The organism is Pseudomonas sp. PvP027 (assembly GCF_017833005.1).
In the GTDB taxonomy this organism is placed as follows: Bacteria; Pseudomonadota; Gammaproteobacteria; order Pseudomonadales; family Pseudomonadaceae; genus Aquipseudomonas; species Aquipseudomonas congelans.
Genome location: NZ_JAFIBK010000001.1, coordinates 2,343,260 through 2,362,500 on the forward strand (window position 1 = coordinate 2,343,260; position 19,241 = coordinate 2,362,500).

General features: G+C 58.7%; 15 protein-coding genes and 2 rRNA genes (1 of these 17 cut by a window edge). 9 read left to right on the forward strand and 8 right to left on the reverse strand.

Translation table 11 applies throughout. The annotated features are described in order from the left end of the window. Positions 1 to 20: 20 nt before the first annotated feature. Entirely contained in the window at positions 21 to 740 is a 720-nt protein-coding gene (gene pcsA / locus JOE33_RS09790) for a phosphatidylcholine synthase (protein WP_003345948.1), read from the forward strand. 66 nt (positions 741 to 806) lie between these two features. Here the strand turns inward: pcsA and JOE33_RS09795 are convergent, their stop codons facing one another. From JOE33_RS09795 to JOE33_RS09805, 3 genes are all read right to left on the reverse strand, one after another. Continuing rightward, entirely contained in the window at positions 807 to 2,015 is a 1,209-nt protein-coding gene (locus JOE33_RS09795) for a sugar transporter (RefSeq protein WP_187626064.1), read from the reverse strand. 269 nt (positions 2,016 to 2,284) lie between these two features. Beyond that, on the reverse strand, positions 2,285 to 2,716 hold the full coding sequence (locus JOE33_RS09800) for a thiol-disulfide oxidoreductase DCC family protein (RefSeq protein ID WP_122591220.1): 432 nt from the start codon (positions 2,714 to 2,716) through the stop codon (positions 2,285 to 2,287). A 108-nt stretch (positions 2,717 to 2,824) separates the two neighbouring features. Continuing rightward, positions 2,825 to 3,169 (reverse strand): zinc ribbon domain-containing protein YjdM, encoded by a 345-nt coding sequence (locus tag JOE33_RS09805; protein WP_032613429.1) that lies wholly within the window; start codon positions 3,167 to 3,169, stop codon positions 2,825 to 2,827. A 258-nt stretch (positions 3,170 to 3,427) separates the two neighbouring features. Between JOE33_RS09805 and JOE33_RS09810 the strand changes: the two genes are divergently transcribed. From JOE33_RS09810 to JOE33_RS09820, 3 genes are all read left to right on the forward strand, one after another. After that, positions 3,428 to 5,449, forward strand: a complete 2,022-nt coding sequence (locus tag JOE33_RS09810; protein WP_187626063.1) for an acyltransferase family protein — start codon at positions 3,428 to 3,430, stop codon at positions 5,447 to 5,449. 65 nt (positions 5,450 to 5,514) lie between these two features. Beyond that, on the forward strand, positions 5,515 to 6,174 hold the full coding sequence (locus JOE33_RS09815) for an HD domain-containing protein (protein ID WP_096139561.1): 660 nt from the start codon (positions 5,515 to 5,517) through the stop codon (positions 6,172 to 6,174). A 119-nt stretch (positions 6,175 to 6,293) separates the two neighbouring features. Next, the gene (locus JOE33_RS09820; RefSeq protein WP_187626062.1) at positions 6,294 to 7,958 is read left to right on the forward strand and encodes a methyl-accepting chemotaxis protein; all 1,665 of its coding nucleotides are present in this window, start codon (positions 6,294 to 6,296) and stop codon (positions 7,956 to 7,958) included. Between the two features lie 57 nt (positions 7,959 to 8,015). On the opposite strand, the gene can is transcribed toward JOE33_RS09820, so the two are convergent. Continuing rightward, positions 8,016 to 8,654, reverse strand: coding sequence for a carbonate dehydratase (gene can / locus JOE33_RS09825; RefSeq protein WP_003345939.1), 639 nt, complete (start codon positions 8,652 to 8,654; stop codon positions 8,016 to 8,018). A gap of 171 nt (positions 8,655 to 8,825) precedes the next feature. Between can and JOE33_RS09830 the strand changes: the two genes are divergently transcribed. Beyond that, positions 8,826 to 9,233, forward strand: a complete 408-nt coding sequence (locus JOE33_RS09830) for a hypothetical protein (RefSeq protein ID WP_054992791.1) — start codon at positions 8,826 to 8,828, stop codon at positions 9,231 to 9,233. A gap of 9 nt (positions 9,234 to 9,242) precedes the next feature. Here JOE33_RS09830 and rimI read toward each other — a convergent pair whose 3' ends face one another. Then, entirely contained in the window at positions 9,243 to 9,695 is a 453-nt protein-coding gene (gene rimI / locus JOE33_RS09835) for a ribosomal protein S18-alanine N-acetyltransferase (RefSeq protein WP_096125452.1), read from the reverse strand. Beyond that, positions 9,688 to 10,494, reverse strand: a complete 807-nt coding sequence (locus JOE33_RS09840) for an energy transducer TonB (RefSeq protein ID WP_096102533.1) — start codon at positions 10,492 to 10,494, stop codon at positions 9,688 to 9,690. Before JOE33_RS09840 ends, rimI begins: the two co-directional genes overlap by 8 nt. A 144-nt stretch (positions 10,495 to 10,638) precedes the next feature. On the opposite strand from JOE33_RS09840, the gene mksB reads away from it, so the two are divergent. The 4 genes from mksB (at position 10,639) to JOE33_RS09860 (ending at position 16,850) form a co-directional block, all read left to right on the forward strand. After that, a complete protein-coding gene (mksB, locus tag JOE33_RS09845) occupies positions 10,639 to 11,916 on the forward strand; it encodes an Mks condensin complex protein MksB (protein WP_010430423.1) in 1,278 nt (425 codons plus the stop codon). Then, entirely contained in the window at positions 11,906 to 12,613 is a 708-nt protein-coding gene (gene mksE / locus JOE33_RS09850) for an Mks condensin complex protein MksE (protein WP_054992789.1), read from the forward strand. Before mksB ends, mksE begins: the two co-directional genes overlap by 11 nt. Then, positions 12,610 to 15,429, forward strand: a complete 2,820-nt coding sequence (gene mksF / locus JOE33_RS09855; RefSeq protein ID WP_096139517.1) for an Mks condensin complex protein MksF — start codon at positions 12,610 to 12,612, stop codon at positions 15,427 to 15,429. The genes mksE and mksF overlap by 4 nt, the downstream gene beginning before the upstream one ends. A 173-nt stretch (positions 15,430 to 15,602) precedes the next feature. Beyond that, positions 15,603 to 16,850 carry a right-handed parallel beta-helix repeat-containing protein gene (locus JOE33_RS09860; RefSeq protein WP_187626083.1) on the forward strand — a complete coding sequence of 416 codons (1,248 nt, stop codon included), beginning with the start codon at positions 15,603 to 15,605 and terminating at the stop codon, positions 16,848 to 16,850. A gap of 143 nt (positions 16,851 to 16,993) precedes the next feature. Here JOE33_RS09860 and rrf read toward each other — a convergent pair. Together rrf and JOE33_RS09870 are read right to left on the reverse strand one after the other, a co-directional pair. After that, a 5S ribosomal RNA gene (rrf, locus tag JOE33_RS09865) occupies positions 16,994 to 17,109 on the reverse strand. Positions 17,110 to 17,263: 154 nt separating this feature from the next. Then, positions 17,264 to 19,241 (reverse strand): 23S ribosomal RNA (locus JOE33_RS09870); it runs 916 nt beyond the window's last position.

Here is a 19,241-nt window from a genome sequence, read left to right on the forward strand (position 1 = left end):
ATTTCCTGGAGAGCGCCCCCGTGATAACCAATCAACGCATAGCCAGACTCAACGCATGGGGGGCGCATGGCTTCACTGCCACCGGCGTAGTCCTTGCGTTCCTGGCGACCATTGCCTTGTTCAACAACGAACCCAAAGCCTGCCTGTTGTGGCTGGGCGCGGCCCTGATCGTGGATGGAGTCGACGGCTCGCTGGCCCGCAAGGTCAACACCACGTCGGTACTGCCGCACTTCGACGGCTCGGTACTGGATCTGGTCATCGACTACCTGACCTACGTGTTCATCCCGGCACTGTTCATCTACCGCTATATACCGGTGCCGGATTACACGCTGCTGCTGAGCATCTCGGTCATTCTGGTTTCGTCGCTGTTCTGCTTCTGCAACGTCGACATGAAAAGCAAGGACAACTACTTTCAGGGCTTCCCCGCCGCCTGGAACGTCGTTGCACTGTGCCTGTACATTCTGTCACCGGCGCCATGGCTGACGTTCATCACCATCATCGCCCTGGCGCTGCTGACCATGACCCGCATGAAGTTCCTGCACCCGTTTCGCGTGCGCCGCTTCATGCCGATCAACATCGCCGTGACCACCGTATGGTTGCTGTCCAGCGCACTGCTGATCATCAATCACCCGCACAATGGCCCGGTGGTCATGGGGCTGTGGCTGGCGATGTCGGCGTATTTCCTGGGGATTTGTATCTGGAGAACGTCGCTGGAGTGGCTGGGCCGGCTTAAAGCCTGACCCTCAAGTCTGAGCAAAAAGCTCGCTGAACGCATTGCGCGGTCAGCGAGCTTTTTTATGCGCGCCTTATTTGCTTTCGGCCTGCATCTCGGCAGCAGGCCGGACCTTGCCGAAGTAATGCGTCGTAAAGCAGCACAGTCCCAACCCGCCCAAGGCCAGCAGGCCGCCGACGATACCGACATTGGCAACCCCGAGATGGCTGCTGACGACGCTGCCGAGCAGCGCGCCGCCGCCAATCCCGATATTGAAGATGCCCGAGAACAGCGCCATCGCCACATCGGTCGCATCAGGTGCCAGCGACAGCACGCGCGCCTGCAAGGTCAGGCCGAAGCACATGATCGCCATGCCCCAGATAATGGTCAGCGTGCCGAGCGTCGTAGCATCGCCGGAGAGCGGCAAGAGCATCAGCAGGCAAAGGGTCAGCGTACCAATGGCGGTGATCAACAGCCCGTTCGGGAAGCGGTCGCTGAACAGGCTGAAGATGATCGAGCCCATGATCCCGGCACCGCCAAAGACCAGCAGCAGAATTGTGGTCATTTCGCCGCTGAGCTGTGACACGGTCTGTGTGAACGGTTCGATGTAGCTGTAGGCGGTGAAATGAGCGGTCACCACGATGGCAGTCAGCAGATAGATCGCCATCAGCCGCGGGCGCTTGAACAGGATCGGCAGGCTGCGCAACGAGCCGGAGTTCTGACTGGGCAGCAAAGGCAGCGCGCGAACCAGCAGGAAGACTACCAGCGCAGCGATGCCGGCGATGCCAAGAAAGGTGGTCCGCCAGCCCAGGGCTTCACCCAGCACGCGGCCCAGCGGAATACCCAACACCATGGCCAGCGAAGTACCGGTCGCCAGCAGGCCCAGTGCCTGAACCTGCTTGCCGGGCGGCGCGATGCGCACGGCCAGCGACGCGGTGACCGACCAGAACACCGCATGTGCAAACGCGATACCGACCCGACTCACCAGCAGGATCGCGAAGCTGGGGGCGATCGCGGAGAGGACGTGGCTGACCACAAACAGGCCGAACACGAACACCAGCAACTTGCGGCGCTCGATGTTGCGCGTCGCCAGCATCATCGGCAACGACATCAGCGACACGACCCAGGCATAGATCGTGAGCATCAACCCGACCTGGGCCGGGGTCATCTCGAAGCTCTGACCGATGTTACTCAGCAGACCGATCGGCACGAACTCGGTGGTATTGAAAATGAAGGCCGCCAAGGCCAGCGCGAATACGCCAAGCCAGCTACCTGCCTGCTCGTTTGGAGGTGAAGTTATCAAGAATCACAACGCCCTGAAAAAAAGTTCCGACCCGAAGGCCGACCGCCACGCGTGCACACGCACGCCTGACACCTGTATGAAAACCGCGGCCCGCCCCACTGAAAAACCAACGCAAAAACGCTCCGCTCGACCTTCCGGATCGGGCGCAGTGTGCACAGTGGATTATTGTGGATATGGGGAGTGAAGCCAGATGACACGAATTCTACGGACCGCCAGAGTGGATCACAACCCGTGCGCACGTAACCGACTTTGCAATTGACCGCCGGTCATCAGCCGTCAAGGAAGCGCTGCCGGTGCTCGGGCGACGGCAACTGGCAGTGATCATAGCGCCCGAACAGGCGATATCGGTTGAGCGCGATACGGTTGTAGGCCCAGTCCCGTAGAAAGCGTGGAAAAATCCCCAGCACTTTGAGCAGCGGCCACGGCGCAGGCAACAGCCCCATGATGTGCAGAAAGGCATCCGAGCGCACGAACACCCGATTGTTGACGATGACCGCAATGGTATGAAAATCGTCCAGCGGCAGCCCGGCCCACTTCAGTAATGCCTGCCCTTGCTCCGACTGCACTGCGGCCAAGCGCAGACGCCGGTGCGGATCATGGCGAATCAGAAAATTCACCACGCCGTTGCACAGCTTGCAGACGCCATCGAACAGCACGACACATTCATCGGGTTTCAGATAAGGGGCGGGGGTAGTCGGCACGGTATTCACCTGTTCAGGAAAAACAGCCCTGGCGCGCCCGGAAACATGAACGCCTCGCCAGTCGAAGGACCGGCGAGGCGTTCAGGCTAAAGCCATTACCCGGCAGAATCAAACCTTGCGGACGAACTCCGACTTCAGCTTCATCGCGCCGATGCCGTCGATCTTGCAATCGATGTCATGGTCTCCATCGACCAGGCGGATGTTCTTGACCTTGGTGCCGACCTTGACCACCAGCGACGAGCCTTTGACTTTCAAGTCCTTGATCACGGTGATGGTATCGCCGTCCTGCAGCACGTTGCCCGTTGAGTCCTTGATGACTTTCACGTCGTCGGCCGCATCGGCGCCAGCGGCGTCGGCAGACCATTCATGGGCGCATTCCGGACAGATCAGCAGGCTGCCGTCTTCGTAGGTGTATTCGGAATTGCATTTCGGGCAGGACGGTAAGCTCACAATGGTTCTCGCATCGAGGAGGGGTAAAACCATGCATTATAAAGGGCTTTTCCTGTTTCAGGTGGGAAGAGACTGATCTGTTGTCATAAACCTGCTTCAGTCATTGGACAGAAGCGAAGACCTGAACTAAAAAATACAGCACTCTCTGTCCGGCAACTCCCCTTCGTCCTGTCCGTACACGACCCCTGCGCCTCGCGTTGGCGGTAGCTATTGCAGCGTGCATTTACCGCCTCTTGCCACTTACTGCATCGAGCACATCACATGGGCATTCCTCATAACCCGGCACTTGGCTATCGAGCCGAGATCGATGGCCTGCGCGCGCTCGCGGTCATCCCGGTCATTCTGTTCCACGCAGGCTTGCCGCTGTTCAGCGGCGGATTCGTGGGCGTCGACATCTTTTTCGTGATCTCCGGCTATCTGATCACTTCGATCATAATCGCGGAGAAGATCAGAGGGCGGTTCTCGCTGATCAACTTTTATGAACGACGCGCGCGGCGCATCCTGCCTGCGCTGTTCGTGGTGATGCTGATCTGCCTGCCGGTCGCCTGGTTGACGCTCGATCCGTCTGACCTGAAGTACTTCGCCAAGAGTCTGGTGGCGGTGCCGACCTTTTCATCCAACGTGCTGTTCTGGCTGGAAAGCGGCTATTTCGACGCCACGGCAGAACTCAAACCGTTGTTGCACACCTGGACGCTCGCGGTGGAGGAACAGTATTACCTGTTCTTCCCGCTGCTCTTGATGCTGGCCTGGGGACTGGGCCGCAAGCGGCTGATCGTGCTGTTGATGGTCGTCGCCCTGGCCAGCCTGGCGCTGGCGCAACTGGGCGCCCATCAAAACACCAGCAACGCGTTTTATCTGCTGCCGGCACGAGCCTGGGAATTGCTGGCGGGCTCGTTCATCGCTTTCTACTTTGCCTGGCGACCGCGCAGTACAGAGCGCGCGAGCGTTGTCGATCAGGCGGCGACTTTACTGGGCATTTTGCTGATCGGTTACGCCGTCGTTCGTTTCGACAGCAGCACGCCCTTCCCCGGCCTCAATGCGCTGGTGCCGGTACTGGGCGCGCTGTTGATCATCGTCTTCGCCCATGGCAAGACTTGGGTTGGAAGAGCATTGAGTTCACGTGTGCCCGTCGCGATCGGCATGCTCAGCTACAGCGCCTACCTGTGGCATCAGCCGGTCTTTGCCTTTGCCCGCCAGTACAACCTGAATGAGCCGGGCCTGCCGCTCATGCTGGCGCTTACCCTTGTGTCGCTGATGCTGGCGTGGCTGAGCTGGCGCTTCGTCGAGCAGCCCTTTCGCAAGGCGGGCACCTTCAATCGCCATCAGATCTTCACCACGGCTGGCGCTGCCTCTACGCTGTTTGTCGCACTGGGGCTGGTCGGCTATGTGAATGACGGCTTTCCAGGGCGTTTCGCTGTCGGCCCGGACCTGCACCAGGCATTCGCCGATCCGCTGATACGCGACAAATGCGACCAGCCCCTGGACAGCAAGAGCGGCAACGTCGATTTTTGCCTGTTCGGGCTCTCTGACAAGCAGGCAGTGCCGGACATGGCGCTGTTCGGCGACAGCCATTCCGAAGCGCTGCTGTCGACGTTTGACGCCGCCGCCCGGGATCAGGGCAGAACCCTCGTGCATATCGGTCTGGGCGGCTGCCCGCCCTTGCTCGGCGTGGACGTGGCCAACGGCAACTACGCTGCCGGGATCTGCGAAGCGCTGGCTGATCGGGAATTCGAATACGTGAAGCAGCAACAGATCAAAAAGGTCGTGCTGGTGGCGCGCTGGACGCTGTATACAGGCGACGATTACAGCGATAAGACGATGAGCAGGTATTTCCTGACCTCGCGCACCGATACGGAGAAAAGCCGGGAAACCTCGCGCAAGTTATTCAGCCAGGCCCTTGAGCACACGATCGAGTCCTACCGCAGTATTGGCGCCGAGGTGTTCATCGTCGCGCAGGTGCCGCAGCAAATGATCAATCCTGAAAGTCTCTATTACCGCCTGGCGCGGGACGCTTCGGACAGCGATGCGCAAGCCTTGCAGCGGGTCAGCGAACTGTCGGTGCCCGTCGAAAAACACGACTTGTTGCAGCGTTTCACCCGCCAGCTGTTCCTGCATGCCAGCCAGTCGAAACACATCAGACTGATCACGCTGGATGACGTTTTCTGCAAGGAAAGGCAATGCCTGATCGGCGACCTGCATTCGTACTACAAGGACTTCAACCACCTCAACGCTAGGGGCGCGGGGCTGCTTGTCGGCCAGATCAGCCATATTCTTGAGCAGTGACAGGGTTTTATCGGGCGCCATTGTCTGTAATGCTGATGCCTGCGCAGACGCCCGAGGACCATCGCATGATCGCTGCCAGCTTCGCCCCCTTTGAGGATCTGGCCAACCTGCTGATACCCCATACCCACGCAGAGCAAATCGACGGCTCGCACGATGTCTCGCACTTGCTGCGAGTCTGGAAGAACGTTTGCGCCATTCGTGACCGCGAAGGCGGCGATGCCCGCGTCCTGATTGCTGCCACGCTGCTGCATGACTGCGTTGCGGTCGAGAAAGACTCGCCGTTTCGCGCCAGCGCATCGCGACTGGCGGCGGCGCGGGCCAGCGAGTTGTTGACCGAGATGGGTTGGAATGAACAGAGCATCGCCTCCGTCGCCCACGCCATCGAAGCACACAGCTTCTCGGCGGCGATCACGCCCTTGACCCTTGAGGCCAGAATACTGCAGGACGCCGATCGTCTCGACTCGCTGGGCATGGTCGGTGTAGCACGCACCTTCTACGTATCAGGGCGGCTCGGCAAGGCGCTCTACGACCCGAATGATCCGTATGCCAGCCAGCGCCCCTACGACGACATGAACTTTGCCGTCGATCACTTCCACACCAAGCTGCTGCACCTGGCTGAAGGTTTTCAGACCGACACCGGCGCACTGCTGGCGAAAATCCGGCACCACCGGCTCAAGCGCTTTCTGGATGAACTGATGGAAGAAGTTGCGCCCCCGCAGCCATGAATCCTCGGCTGCATACCAGTCATTCATAAGATGTCATAAAGACATCACACAATTGCCCTATAAACGGCTCTCCGAGAAGGTCCGTGTGTTTATAGGGGTTGTGTGCCGTGAAAAGATTTATGCCTCGTTTCCTACGTCGGCAAGCCACAACGACAACATTCCTGCGCCGCTTCAAAATCACCCTGCGCCTGGTGATCTGCTTCGCCGCAACCTCCCTGCTGATGATCGCGCTTGGCGCGTTCTGCCTGTTGCAGATGCAGGCTATCCGCACCCAGGGCGAGGCGGTCGAAAGCGGCGCCCTGCCCAGTATCGCCACCGCCGATGCCATCGCCATCGGCCTGGTCAAACTGCGCAGCGAGACCACCCGTCTGATCGCCAACGCCGACGATCCGGGTGCTGTCATCAACAGCAAGATCAATGTCGAACAACTCAGGAACGAGGTCGAGAAAGGCTTCTCGGAGTACCTCGCGCGCGTTCAGTCGGGCACTGAGCATGACTCGATTGTCGCGTTGCAGGATGCCTACAAGGCCTTCATGCCTGGTTTGCAGGATCAGATCGCGCTGATCGAGCAGAACAAGCTGGACGAGGCCAGGATGCTGGCCAACACCATGCTCTCGCTGCAAGGCGATCTGATGGACATGCAGGTGCAGCTGTTGCGGGAGCTGAACAAACAGAGTGCGGCCGCCGCCGTAGAGGCGGCAGGTGCCAGCTATGAACAGACACGGATCATTGCGCTGAGCGCCATCGGCCTGGTTCTGGCAATGACCCTGTTGCTGGCCTGGCGCCTGAGCGTCAGCATTATCCATCCGGTGCGGCAGGCTTTGCACATCGCCAGCACCATTGCCGATGGTGACCTGAGCGAACACCAGATACCGGACGGCAAGGACGAGACTGCTCAGTTGCTGATGACCCTCGGACGCATGCGCACCAACCTGCACAGTACGATTGACCAGATCTACGCAGCGGCGACGCAGTTGTCGCAGTCGGTTCAGGAAATGGGCAGCATCGCCGAAGCCAGTGCGCTCAATCTGCAACTGCAGAACAATGAAATCGAGCAGGCCGCTGTCGCGGTCAATCAGATGAGCCAGGCGGCCATCGAAGTGGCAGGCAACGCCAGCAATACCGTGACCGAATCGGAGGCGTCGACCCAGGCGGCAGCACAAGGGCAGGACAAGCTGTCGGCAACCATTCTGTCGATCAAGGAACTGACCGAGAATGTGCTGGATTCATCGCATCAGGCTGAAGGGCTCGCTGAACGTACCCAGAGCATCAGCAGCATCCTCGATGTGATTCGCGCAATCGCCAATCAGACCAATTTGCTGGCGCTGAACGCGGCTATCGAAGCGGCTCGTGCAGGCGAAGCCGGGCGCGGCTTTGCCGTGGTGGCCGATGAAGTCCGTTCACTGGCGCAACGCACCAGTGCCTCCACCGCGGAAATCGAAGGGCTGATCAGCAGCGTGCAGCAAAGCACCCAGCAAACCGCCAGTTCGCTGCGCCACACGGCAACGCAGGCCAACCTGACCATGCAACAGGCCGCCTCGACCGGCGAAGCCCTGCAAGTGATCATTCATTCAACTGCCACCATCAACGACCGCAATCTGCTGATTGCCAGTGCCGCAGAGCAGCAGGCGCAGGTGGCGACTGAAGTGGATCGCAACCTGAGCAGTATTCGCGACCTGTCCAGCCAGACCGCATCAGGCGCGCAGCAGACCACCGTCGCGAGCAACGCACTGTCGATGCTGGCGAATGATCTGAACCTGATGGTGCAGCGTTTCGTGCTGTGATGGGTCGAAACTCGCCAGCCAGCCTTCAACAACAGGCTGGCCGGCGATGAGCGGCTGTCAGTCCTGCGGACGCAGGCGATACTGCGGTGGCAGTTGCTCGAAACCGCTGATGGTCACGTCAAGGCTTTTCCAGCGGCCATCCTTGATGCCGTAGATGCAGCCATGCACAGACAGGCTCTGCCCACGGTGCCAGGCGTTCTGCACAATGCTGGTGTGACCGACGTTGGCCACTTGTTGAATCACGTTCAGTTCACACAGGCGGTCGACGCGCTCTTCCTCGGTCGGCAGCTTGGCCAGCAACTCGCGGTTTTCGTAATACAGGTCACGAATCGTGCGCAACCAGCCGTCGATAAGGCCGAACTGGCGGTCCTGCATGGACGCCCGCACGCCGCCGCAACCATAGTGGCCTGTGACCAGAATGTGTTTGACCTTCAACACGTCCACGGCGTACTGAATCACTGACAGGCAGTTCAGGTCGGTGTGCAGCACGACGTTCGCAACGTTGCGGTGAACGAACAGATCACCCGGCAGCATACCGACGATTTCGTTGGCCGGGACGCGTGCATCGGAGCAACCGATCCACAGGAACTCAGGCGTTTGCTGGCGGGCCAGTTTGGCGAAGAACTCTGGGTCTTCCTGCTTTATCGCATCGGCCCAGCGTGCATTGTTATCAATCAGGTCTTGTAGCTCGTTCATGCTTTGACGCCTCGATAATGATGCCCAGCCTTGGACTGGTGTCCGATCCTTCAAGTCACGCCTGTTTGCCACTACTGGCAAAATTCACCAAGGCTCGTCGGTCAACAAAAAGGAATCTTCAAAGTCATGGCCGGTCCACTTTTTACGACCACCTGAAATGAGGATTTCCCCATGAATGATTCACGCCGCCCGTTCGGTGCCACCGAGCCGGAACCCATCGACGATAACGAAGACCGCATGGGCTCCATGGAGACGCTCGATTTCGACGAGGAAGAACCGGGCCGTATTGGTGATCTTATCCCTGAAGACGAACTGCAACATGAAATTCCGGAGCAAAGAGTGCGCGAAGCAGGCCTGACGGGTGCTTCCACGGATGATCACCATTCGACTGACGATGATTTGTCTCCGGAAACCCTGATCCATGAAGACGGTGCCCGTTCACCGCACGAACCAGGCGCAGACACCGCGGCCGACCTGGATGTGACGGTCGTCGATGAAGATGACATTGGCGGTGGCAACGGCCTGGACGAAGAAGAACTGGCAATCATCGACCCGCTGGACGGCAACACCCAGCGTTGACAGCCTGTACTACTCGAAAAGCGTGCAGGCCATGACCACTGCGTCTTCACGGCCGCCGACCGCCGGGTAGTAATCGCGACGCCGGCCTATCTCGTTGAAACCGTAGTTTTCATACAGACGATAGGCTGGACGGTTGCTGTCACGCAGCTCCAGAAAGCATTCCCGTGCATTGAGCTGGTAAGCGCGTTTCATCAGGTGGTCGAGCAGCAACAAGCCAAGACCCCGCCCCTGATTTTCAGGCTTGACGGTGATGTTGAGCAGGTGTGCCTCATCGATGATGACCTGAATGACGCCATGCCCGACCTGCTGCGCGCCCTCGAACATCAGCCAGATCTCGTAGGACTTGAGCCCGTCGAGAAAGATGCCGCGTGTCCAGGGATGACTGAACGCCGCGTATTCGATTTTCAGCACCGCGTCCATGTCGGCTTCGGTCATCCGGCGGAAGATTACGGCATCACTCATCGATCGATTTCCAGCGCGTCATCAGCCGACGCATGGCTTTCCAGACGTCTGCCTTGCGCTCAGGCTCGTCCATCAGTAATTCAAGACCGGGCAGCGCCCAGGCAGTGCCCAGACCCTCGATCTGCAGTTCACGGTGGTAAGACTCGGCATCCGCTTCACCGGCGTACTTCATCGACGGCAGACCGATCAGCCACAGGCAGGCGCAGGGCTCGTCCTCAAGCCGTGCACCGACGAAGCCCTGCACGAAGTCGCGCGCGGCCTCCGGGCCCTGGTCCATCTGGCCGCGGACCAGCAACGGCCAGCGCACGGGCTCGCCGATGATCTGCGGGCTGTCGGGCAGACCGGCGGCGCGCAGCATGTCCTTGAGCAGCAGATAAGAAGGGTCGCGGCTCTGAAACGGCTGACCGGTGGTGAGTTCGACCAGTAACAGGCAGCGTCCGGCGCGCAACAATTGCAGGGCAAAGCGCGGTGGCGGTACCACCGGCGCCTTGGGTGGCGCCGGCTCGGCTTCTTCGGCGGCAGGGGTAGCTGTGCGCGTGCTGGCCAATGAAGGGCGCGGCACCTCGATCTTCGGGCGCTCGAGCTGCCGTGCCACCGGCTCGACGCTCGACGTTTCGGCAGGCGCAGCGTGCTCCGCTGGCGAAGCAGCAGGCGCGACACGTTGCACCTCGACCGGCGGCGGCAACGGCACAAGCAGTTGCGGACGCGACGGCGCGGCGAATGGCAGTTCTGTGCGCGGCAGCCAGTTGACCACCTGCATGGCAGTCAAATAAGCGCGGCGACGGGACTCGTTGAGCAAGGGTCGGCCACCTGTGGATAAGTTAAGCGCGCAATTCTAGCGTTGTTCGCCTTTTTGCGCTGCAGCATATCGCCCGCAGGTGAAATATCAGTCGGCTGATGCAGTACAATTGCCGCTTTTCACTTGCCAACAGTCGGCCTAACGATGATCGAACCCAAGCGCGTTCTGCGCGCCCTTGCCGAGCACTGGGCGCTCCTTGAGCCCTTATGCGAACATTTCGACCAGGGTACGTTGAGCCTGAGCGAGCTGCGCCTGCAATTGGGCGCTCAGCAGCAGGACAGCACTCCGCAAGACATCACCAATCTGCTGGACGTGTGGATCCGTCTGGACATTCTGGTGCCCGTCGCGAAAAGCCCGAACCGTTTCGAGCTCAATGCACAGATCCATGACTTCCTGTCGTACCTGCGCCGCGAGCACCGCCTGGGTCTGTGCCTGGAAATCGAGGCCTACCTGCGCCACCTTGAGCGACTGGCCGGCTACATTCAGGACGCGTTCGATGTTCGCGACGCCAACGACCTGGCCAGACAGCTGCGGCTGCTGGACATGCGTGTGCGCGACGTACTCAAGAAACTTGCCAACGATGAACAGGCGCTGGTCGCCGTAGCCGACCGGGCCAAGACCAGTGACCGGCAGATCCCGTTGCGCCAGCGCTATGCCGAAGTCTTGGCGACGTGGGACGAATACGTCGAGCCGATGATTCAGCTGGTCAACGCCGACGGTGCGTTCGAGCAGGGTGTCCGCAAGGTCGAGAACGTCCTGCTGCGTCTGTTGACCGAGCAACAACGTCTCGGTCATCTGGTCGACGACGACATGCTGCTGCGCACCCACGCGCGCATCCTCGAAATGCAGACCAGTGCCCAGCTGACCTTGCGCCATGCGCGCGAACTGCTGCTGCCACTGCGTGAAGAAGCGCGTCGCCACAACGCGGTGACACGCGGCGCAGCGCTGGCCTTGTCTGCCATTCGCCGCAAGGGGCTGGATGCAGTGCCTCAGGCGGCCATGCCGTTGTTTACCCGTCCGCAAAGTACGTTCCTGGGCAGTGCAAGTCAGGTCGAGGCCTACGTGTATGCCTTGGCGCGCTTTGAACCCAAGCCCGCGAGATTCCCCAAGGCCAGCGGCACCCGCAAGGGCCAGGCGCCACGCGCACCGCGCACCGTCAAGGAGATGCTCGAGCGCTGCGAAGACGCATTGCCGATGCCTGACCTGATGGTCTGGTTGCTGGAGCAGGAGCCGACCGGCGAGACCGACGAGCTGCTCTACTGGTTCTCACGCCTGTCGCGCGACAAGCGCTTCGCCCGTGAACGCCTCGAGCGTCGCGAATATTTCACCCGGGAGCACCGCGTCAGCCTGCGCTCCTTTGCCCTGCTCGCTGCAAAAGACGAGCAGGCCGAGCCTTCCGAGAGCACCGTTCATGCATCTTGATCTATCCGAAATGTCCCAGCTTGCGCCGATCTTTCGCGAGTTGTTCAAGGGCTATCACATCAGCCGCCGCGACCCGGAGCTGTACACCCAGCTCTCCAACTGTCAGGACCAGTACCGCACACTGTTCAAGGCGCTGGGCTTCGAACTGGTCTGCGACACGCGTGGCTTTTATTACTTCGTACCGGAACTGGCTGCCGCGCAGGTGAACAAGACCGCCCAGCGCCTGGCATTGTTCACCTTCATCCTGGTGGAACATCTGGCAGATCAGGGCCGTGATCCCATGTCCGTGCTCGACGGTGGCAGCCTGGGCCGCGACGAGCTGCCTTCGATGCTGGAAAAGTACCGCGACCTGTTTCTCCAGGCTGAAGTACAGACCCCGGAAGAGCTTGAAGAAAAGATCATGCGCCGCATGACGCAGTTGGGCTTCGCCAGTGAGGAAGTGGGTATTTACCGCTTCCTGCCACCGATGCACCGCTTTCTCGATGTGTGCCTGTCGGTGCAACAGGACCGCGATCTGGCAGCCAGCCTGCATAGCGCCCTGCCCCTGCCTACGCCTGTGCTCATCGATGACGACAGCGACGAGAAGCTGCTGGAAACCGATGACCCGCTGGACCTGGCTGAATTCGGCGAAGAGACCGAAGAAGAGGCACTGGCCCGGGCAATCGCCGATGAGCAACAACAGGAGATGGACACATGAGCCAGGAACGTTATGGCATCCGCCGCTTTGCCCTGTTGAACACTGCCGGCTACAGCCTCGGCCTGTTCCCGCTGGAAAACCCGTTGTCGGTATATGGCGCGAACAACCTCGGCAAAAGCGCCTCGATCAACGCCCTGCAGTTCCCGATTCTGGCGCGCATGTCGGACATGAGCTTCGGCAAATACAGCCTGGAACAATCGCGGCGCTTCTACTTCGCCTCCGACACCAGCTACATTCTGGTGGAAGTTTCCCTGCCTCACGGCCCGCATGTCATCGGCGTCGTGGGTCGCGGTCCGGGCGGCGGCTTCGGCCATCAGTTCTTCGCCTATGCCGGCGAGCTGGATCTGGGTCATTACCAGAAGAACGACACCTGCCTGCGTCAGAAAGAGCTGTTCAGCAACCTGGAAAGCCAGGGCCTGAAAGCCTACGAACTGAAACCTGACGAACTGCGCCGTCTGCTGGTCGGCGGCCACACGTCGATCCCGCTGGACCTGACCTTGATCCCGCTGCGCTCCACCAGCGAGCAGAGCCTCAAGACCTTCCGCGCACTGTTCATCAACCTGCTGCACATGCGTGAAATCACGGCCGCCAAACTCAAGCAGCTGTTTCTGGATGCCTTCGAGCACAGCCTGCGCTCGGGCAGCGTCGACTACATTGCCGCCTGTGAAGAAGCGTTCCGCGATGTGCGGCGTATGGAACAGGACTACAACTCGCTGGTGCTGGCGGGTCCACTGGTCGAGGCGCTGGCCGCTGGCGTCAAGCAGCGCGATGTGTTGCGCGGCAAGCTGCATCGTCTGTCACCGATCCTCGACTCACTGCTCGGCACCTGGTCGGATTACTCCGGTGCACGCAAGGAAGAACTGGTCATTCAGGCCGAGGATTATCGTGCTCAGCAGGATGAGATGCAGAATGATCAGCGCAGCAGCACTCAGGAACTGATGCGCCTGGAGCGCGAAATCAGCAGCATCCAGCGCTGGGTGGGCGAGCTGTCGGTGCTGAAGAATCGTTTTGCGCTGGTCGATGACGTCAAGGTGCTGGAGCAACAACTGCTCGCCGCCAAGGACGCTCACGATGAGCTGGCCGGTGCGCTGGCCCAGTCCCGGCAATTCAGCGCCGAAGACCTGGACGAGCGTTTGCGCGATCTGGAAAAACGCCTCAAGTCGGTCAAGCAACAGCTCGATCATGCGGACAACAACAGTTATGCCCGTCTGCGTGAAGAGTTTTCCCAGCCGGACGTAGAACGTCTGATGCGCCTGTTCAACAGCGCGCTGTTCAGCTTGCCGTTGGGTGAGCAAGGTATTGCGCTGGATGACGGCGATGCGTGGGTCAAGTCGCTGGAGACCATTCTGGATGGCTTCAAGGGCGATCAGTTTGCAGTACCGGGGCTGACGATCAACCTGTCGAGCATCGAGCCTCCTGCCCTGCAGGCGCTGGCCGATCGTGCCGCGTTGCGCGATCAGAAAGAGCGACTGGAGAAAGAACTCAAACAACTGAAAACCCAGCAGGCTGTCGCCGCCGACCGTTCGGCGAGCAAGACCCAGACCGAAGCGCTGTATCAGCAGGTGCTGGATGCTCAAAAGGCGCTTGAAGACTTCCGTCGTTGCCAGACCTTGAGCGCGGAGGAATCCACCAAGCTGGAAGAGCTGGCGCAGATGGAAGCCGCTCAGGATGAACTGAAACGCTCCAGCGACGCGTTCACCGAGCGCGTTCAGCAACTGTCAGCCAAGCTGCAATTGATCGCACGTCAGATCGGCGATATGGAATCCAAGCAACGTACGCTGGACGATGCGCTACGTCGCCGTCAGTTGCTGCCTGCGGATCTTCCGTTCGGCACACCGTTCATGGACCCGATCGATGATTCCATGGATAACCTGTTGCCGCTGCTCAACGACTACCAGGACAGCTGGCAGGGTCTGTTGCGCAGCGATGGGCAGATCGAAGCGCTGTACGCACAGGTTCGTCTCAAGGGTGTGGCCAAGTTCGACAGCGAGGACGACATGGAGCGTCGCCTGCAGTTATTGATCAATGCCTACGCACACCGTACCGACGAAGCGCTTACGCTGGGCAAGGCGCGTCGCGCTGCGGTTACGGATATCGCAAGGACCCTGCGCAATATTCGTAGCGACTATGACAGCCTTGAGCATCAACTGGCGCTGTTCAACCGCGAGATCAACAAGCGTCAGGTCTCGAACCTGGCGAGCTTCCGTATCGTGCTCGCCCCTAACAAGGAAGCGCTCAAGCACATCGACCAGATCATCCACAGCGCCGGGCAGTACGAAGAAGGCGAGACGCTGTCGGTCTTTGACCTGAGCCAGAGCGCAGAGCAGGACAACAAAAACGAAGAAGCCAAGGAATATCTGGCGCGGCTTGTGGCTGCCAACCACAACCAATTGGGCTTGAAAGACCTGTTCGAATTGGCATTCGAGATCACCAAGGTCAATGGTCAGCCGGTTATCCACACCGATATCGATGGCGCGGCCTCCAACGGCACCACGATGACCATCAAGGCGCTGACCAACATGTACCTGCTGTTGCACTTGATGGATCGCGATCAGGCAGGGCGTGTGCGCTTGCCTTACTACCTGGACGAAGCAGCAGACATCGACGAAAAGAATCAGGCAGCACTGCTGGAAACCAGTCTGCAACTGGGCTTCGTTCCAATTCTGGCCAGTGTGAAGCCACAGGTTTCGGCCCACGTCGCCATCGACCTGGAAGGCGGCAGCGGACCCAATGGCATCTACATTGATGAAGCGGACTGGAAATACATTCAGCGCCGTGACGATGTGAAACCAGAGGTTCCGGAACTGGCCTCGTAAGGGCTGTAAGTTGTAGCCAGAAGGCCGCATGAGAATGCGGCCTTTTTTATTGTCTTCCCATTGAGTGAGGTCCGGTTGCAGGCCTCAGGCGAACAGACTCTTTATTCATCGAATTCATAATGAGTTGCAGCAAACACGCATACGATTACACGAGGCAGGCTTGGAGTGACCCCATGAAAACGATACTGCTGACGGTCTTGCTGGTCGTCGCTGCAACAGCGCAGGCAACTGACTACTACGTGGCCCCCAATGGCGATGATCACGCGGCAGGTACCAAAGCCGCACCGTTGCGCTCCATCATGCGCGCACAGCAAGCCGCAAAAGCCGGCGATACGGTGTACTTGCGCGGCGGCCTCTATGCCTACACAGGCGGCATCAACCGCTGCGCTAGCCGTACAGATACGGTCAATGCCATCACCCTGAACAACAGCGGCAGCGAAAACAGACCCATACGTTACTGGGCCTATCCGGGCGAAACACCGGTTTTCGATTTCTCGGCCATGAAAGACGATTGTCGCGTCAAAGGCTTCAACGTTACCGGTAGCTGGATACACCTGAAAGGGCTGGAGGTGACAGGCGTGCCGCAGCAGCCGCAAAACCATCTCAACCATGAATCCTGGGGCATCTGGAACAGCGGCAGCCACAATACCTTCGAGCAACTCGATCTGCATCACAACATGGGACCAGGCCTGTTCATTCAGAACGGCGGTTATAACCTGGTGCTGAACAGCGACTCCCACCACAACTACGATCCCTATACCTCAAACGGCGCGGGCCAGAGTGCAGACGGCTTCGGTGCACATATCAAGGCGGGGCATCCCGGCAATGTATTTCGCGGTTGCAGAGCGTGGGCCAATTCCGATGACGGCTTTGACCTGATCAATGCCTTCTCGCCTGTGACCATCGAAAGCTCATGGGCATGGCAGCAAGGCTACCTGCCTGGCACGCGTACGAAACTTGAAGCAGGCAATGGTAATGGCATCAAAGCAGGTGGATACGGTGGCAAGTATGTGCCTGATGGCGTGAAACATGTCGTCCGTAATTCAGTTGCCTTTGACAATAAGTCCGCTGGTTTCTATGTCAATCACCATACCCTGGCACTGGACTTCATCAACAACACGGCTTTTTCCAATGGCGTGAACTACAACATGGCAGGTATCGCCCCGGATGGTTCGCTGATCCCTCTCGGCAACCTGCTCAACAACATTGCCTACAAGGGGCGGTTGACCGTTAACACCGAAGGGCTGGACATGGCACACAACTCCTGGATGTTGCCAACGCCGGTAACCGACGCAGACTTTGAGGATGTCTCGGATACGGGGTGGGATGCGCCACGTCAGTCGGACGGAAGCCTGCCGGTGCTGCGCAGCTTCCACCTGCGACCCGGCAGCAGACTGGCAGGGATGGGGGCGTTCCATTAAACCTGGGAGAGGCTCCGGCTCCCGTGGCTTCTTTGTACTGCCGGAGAGGTGGAGTTATGAGTTCAGGAGAGTGCAGAGGTTTCTCAAACCCCAGACAAACAAAAACCCTCGACGCGTAAGCGAAGAGGGTTTCTGGAATTCAATCTTGACGATGACCTACTCTCACATGGGGAAACCCCACACTACCATCGGCGATACATCGTTTCACTACTGAGTTCGGGATGGGATCAGGTGGTTCCAATGCTCTATGGTCGTCAAGAAATTCGGGTACCGAATCGTGCCCTGCGGCGCGCTTCAGCAAATCGGGTATGTGATAGTCGGTTCAGGTGTTGTTGGTGACGCAAACTTTCGGTTCGTGTCATCTCCACAGTCACCGCAATCTGGTCATTCGACGCAAATTGCTTGGGTGTTATATGGTCAAGCCTCACGGGCAATTAGTATTGGTTAGCTCAACGCCTCACAGCGCTTACACACCCAACCTATCAACGTCGTAGTCTTCGACGGCCCTTCAGGGAACTCAAGGTTCCAGTGAGATCTCATCTTGAGGCAAGTTTCCCGCTTAGATGCTTTCAGCGGTTATCTTTTCCGAACATAGCTACCCGGCAATGCCACTGGCGTGACAACCGGAACACCAGAGGTTCGTCCACTCCGGTCCTCTCGTACTAGGAGCAGCCCCTCTCAAATCTCAAACGTCCACGGCAGATAGGGACCGAACTGTCTCACGACGTTCTAAACCCAGCTCGCGTACCACTTTAAATGGCGAACAGCCATACCCTTGGGACCGGCTTCAGCCCCAGGATGTGATGAGCCGACATCGAGGTGCCAAACACCGCCGTCGATATGAACTCTTGGGCGGTATCAGCCTGTTATCCCCGGAGTACCTTTTATCCGTTGAGCGATGGCCCTTCCATACAGAACCACCGGATCACTAAGACCTACTTTCGTACCTGCTCGACGTGTCTGTCTCGCAGTCAAGCGCGCTTTTGCCTTTATACTCTACGACCGATTTCCGACCGGTCTGAGCGCACCTTCGTACTCCTCCGTTACTCTTTAGGAGGAGACCGCCCCAGTCAAACTACCCACCATACACTGTCCTCGATCCGGATAACGGACCTGAGTTAGAACCTCAAAGTTGCCAGGGTGGTATTTCAAGGTTGGCTCCACGCAGACTGGCGTCCACGCTTCAAAGCCTCCCACCTATCCTACACAAGCAAATTCAAAGTCCAGTGCAAAGCTATAGTAAAGGTTCACGGGGTCTTTCCGTCTAGCCGCGGATACACTGCATCTTCACAGCGATTTCAATTTCACTGAGTCTCGGGTGGAGACAGCGCCGCCATCGTTACGCCATTCGTGCAGGTCGGAACTTACCCGACAAGGAATTTCGCTACCTTAGGACCGTTATAGTTACGGCCGCCGTTTACCGGGGCTTCGATCAAGAGCTTCGCTTGCGCTAACCCCATCAATTAACCTTCCGGCACCGGGCAGGCGTCACACCCTATACGTCCACTTTCGTGTTTGCAGAGTGCTGTGTTTTTAATAAACAGTCGCAGCGGCCTGGTATCTTCGACCGGCAGGGGCTTACGCAGTAAATGCTTCACCTCCACCGGCGCACCTTCTCCCGAAGTTACGGTGCCATTTTGCCTAGTTCCTTCACCCGAGTTCTCTCAAGCGCCTTGGTATTCTCTACCCAACCACCTGTGTCGGTTTGGGGTACGGTTCCTGGTTACCTGAAGCTTAGAAGCTTTTCTTGGAAGCATGGCATCAACCACTTCGTGTTCTAAAAGAACACTCGTCATCAGCTCTCGGCCTTAAGATCCCGGATTTACCTAAGATCTCAGCCTACCACCTTAAACCTGGACAACCAACGCCAGGCTGGCCTAGCCTTCTCCGTCCCTCCATCGCAATAACCAGAAGTACAGGAATATTAACCTGTTTTCCATCGACTACGCTTTTCAGCCTCGCCTTAGGGACCGACTAACCCTGCGTCGATTAACGTTGCGCAGGAAACCTTGGTCTTTCGGCGTGGGTGTTTTTCACACCCATTGTCGTTACTCATGTCAGCATTCGCACTTCTGATACCTCCAGCAAGCTTCTCAACTCACCTTCACAGGCTTACAGAACGCTCCTCTACCGCATCATCCTAAGATGATACCCGTAGCTTCGGTGCATGGTTTGAGCCCCGTTACATCTTCCGCGCAGGCCGACTCGACTAGTGAGCTATTACGCTTTCTTTAAAGGGTGGCTGCTTCTAAGCCAACCTCCTAGCTGTCTAAGCCTTCCCACATCGTTTCCCACTTAACCATGACTTTGGGACCTTAGCTGACGGTCTGGGTTGTTTCCCTTTTCACGACGGACGTTAGCACCCGCCGTGTGTCTCCCATGCTCGGCACT

Excerpts from the sequence above, each read along its gene's own strand:
- can (WP_003345939.1), bottom strand. The coding sequence starts at position 8,654 with ATGAACGAGCTACAAGACCTGATTGATAACAATGCACGCTGGGCCGAT.
- mksB (WP_010430423.1), top strand. The coding sequence starts at position 10,639 with ATGATCGAACCCAAGCGCGTTCTGCGCGCCCTTGCCGAGCACTGGGCG.
- mksE (WP_054992789.1), top strand. The coding sequence starts at position 11,906 with ATGCATCTTGATCTATCCGAAATGTCCCAGCTTGCGCCGATCTTTCGC.
- JOE33_RS09820 (WP_187626062.1), top strand. The coding sequence starts at position 6,294 with ATGCCTCGTTTCCTACGTCGGCAAGCCACAACGACAACATTCCTGCGC.
- JOE33_RS09815 (WP_096139561.1), top strand. The coding sequence starts at position 5,515 with ATGATCGCTGCCAGCTTCGCCCCCTTTGAGGATCTGGCCAACCTGCTG.
- JOE33_RS09830 (WP_054992791.1), top strand. The coding sequence starts at position 8,826 with ATGAATGATTCACGCCGCCCGTTCGGTGCCACCGAGCCGGAACCCATC.
- JOE33_RS09860 (WP_187626083.1), top strand. The coding sequence starts at position 15,603 with ATGAAAACGATACTGCTGACGGTCTTGCTGGTCGTCGCTGCAACAGCG.
- JOE33_RS09810 (WP_187626063.1), top strand. The coding sequence starts at position 3,428 with ATGGGCATTCCTCATAACCCGGCACTTGGCTATCGAGCCGAGATCGAT.
- rimI (WP_096125452.1), bottom strand. The coding sequence starts at position 9,695 with ATGAGTGATGCCGTAATCTTCCGCCGGATGACCGAAGCCGACATGGAC.
- mksF (WP_096139517.1), top strand. The coding sequence starts at position 12,610 with ATGAGCCAGGAACGTTATGGCATCCGCCGCTTTGCCCTGTTGAACACT.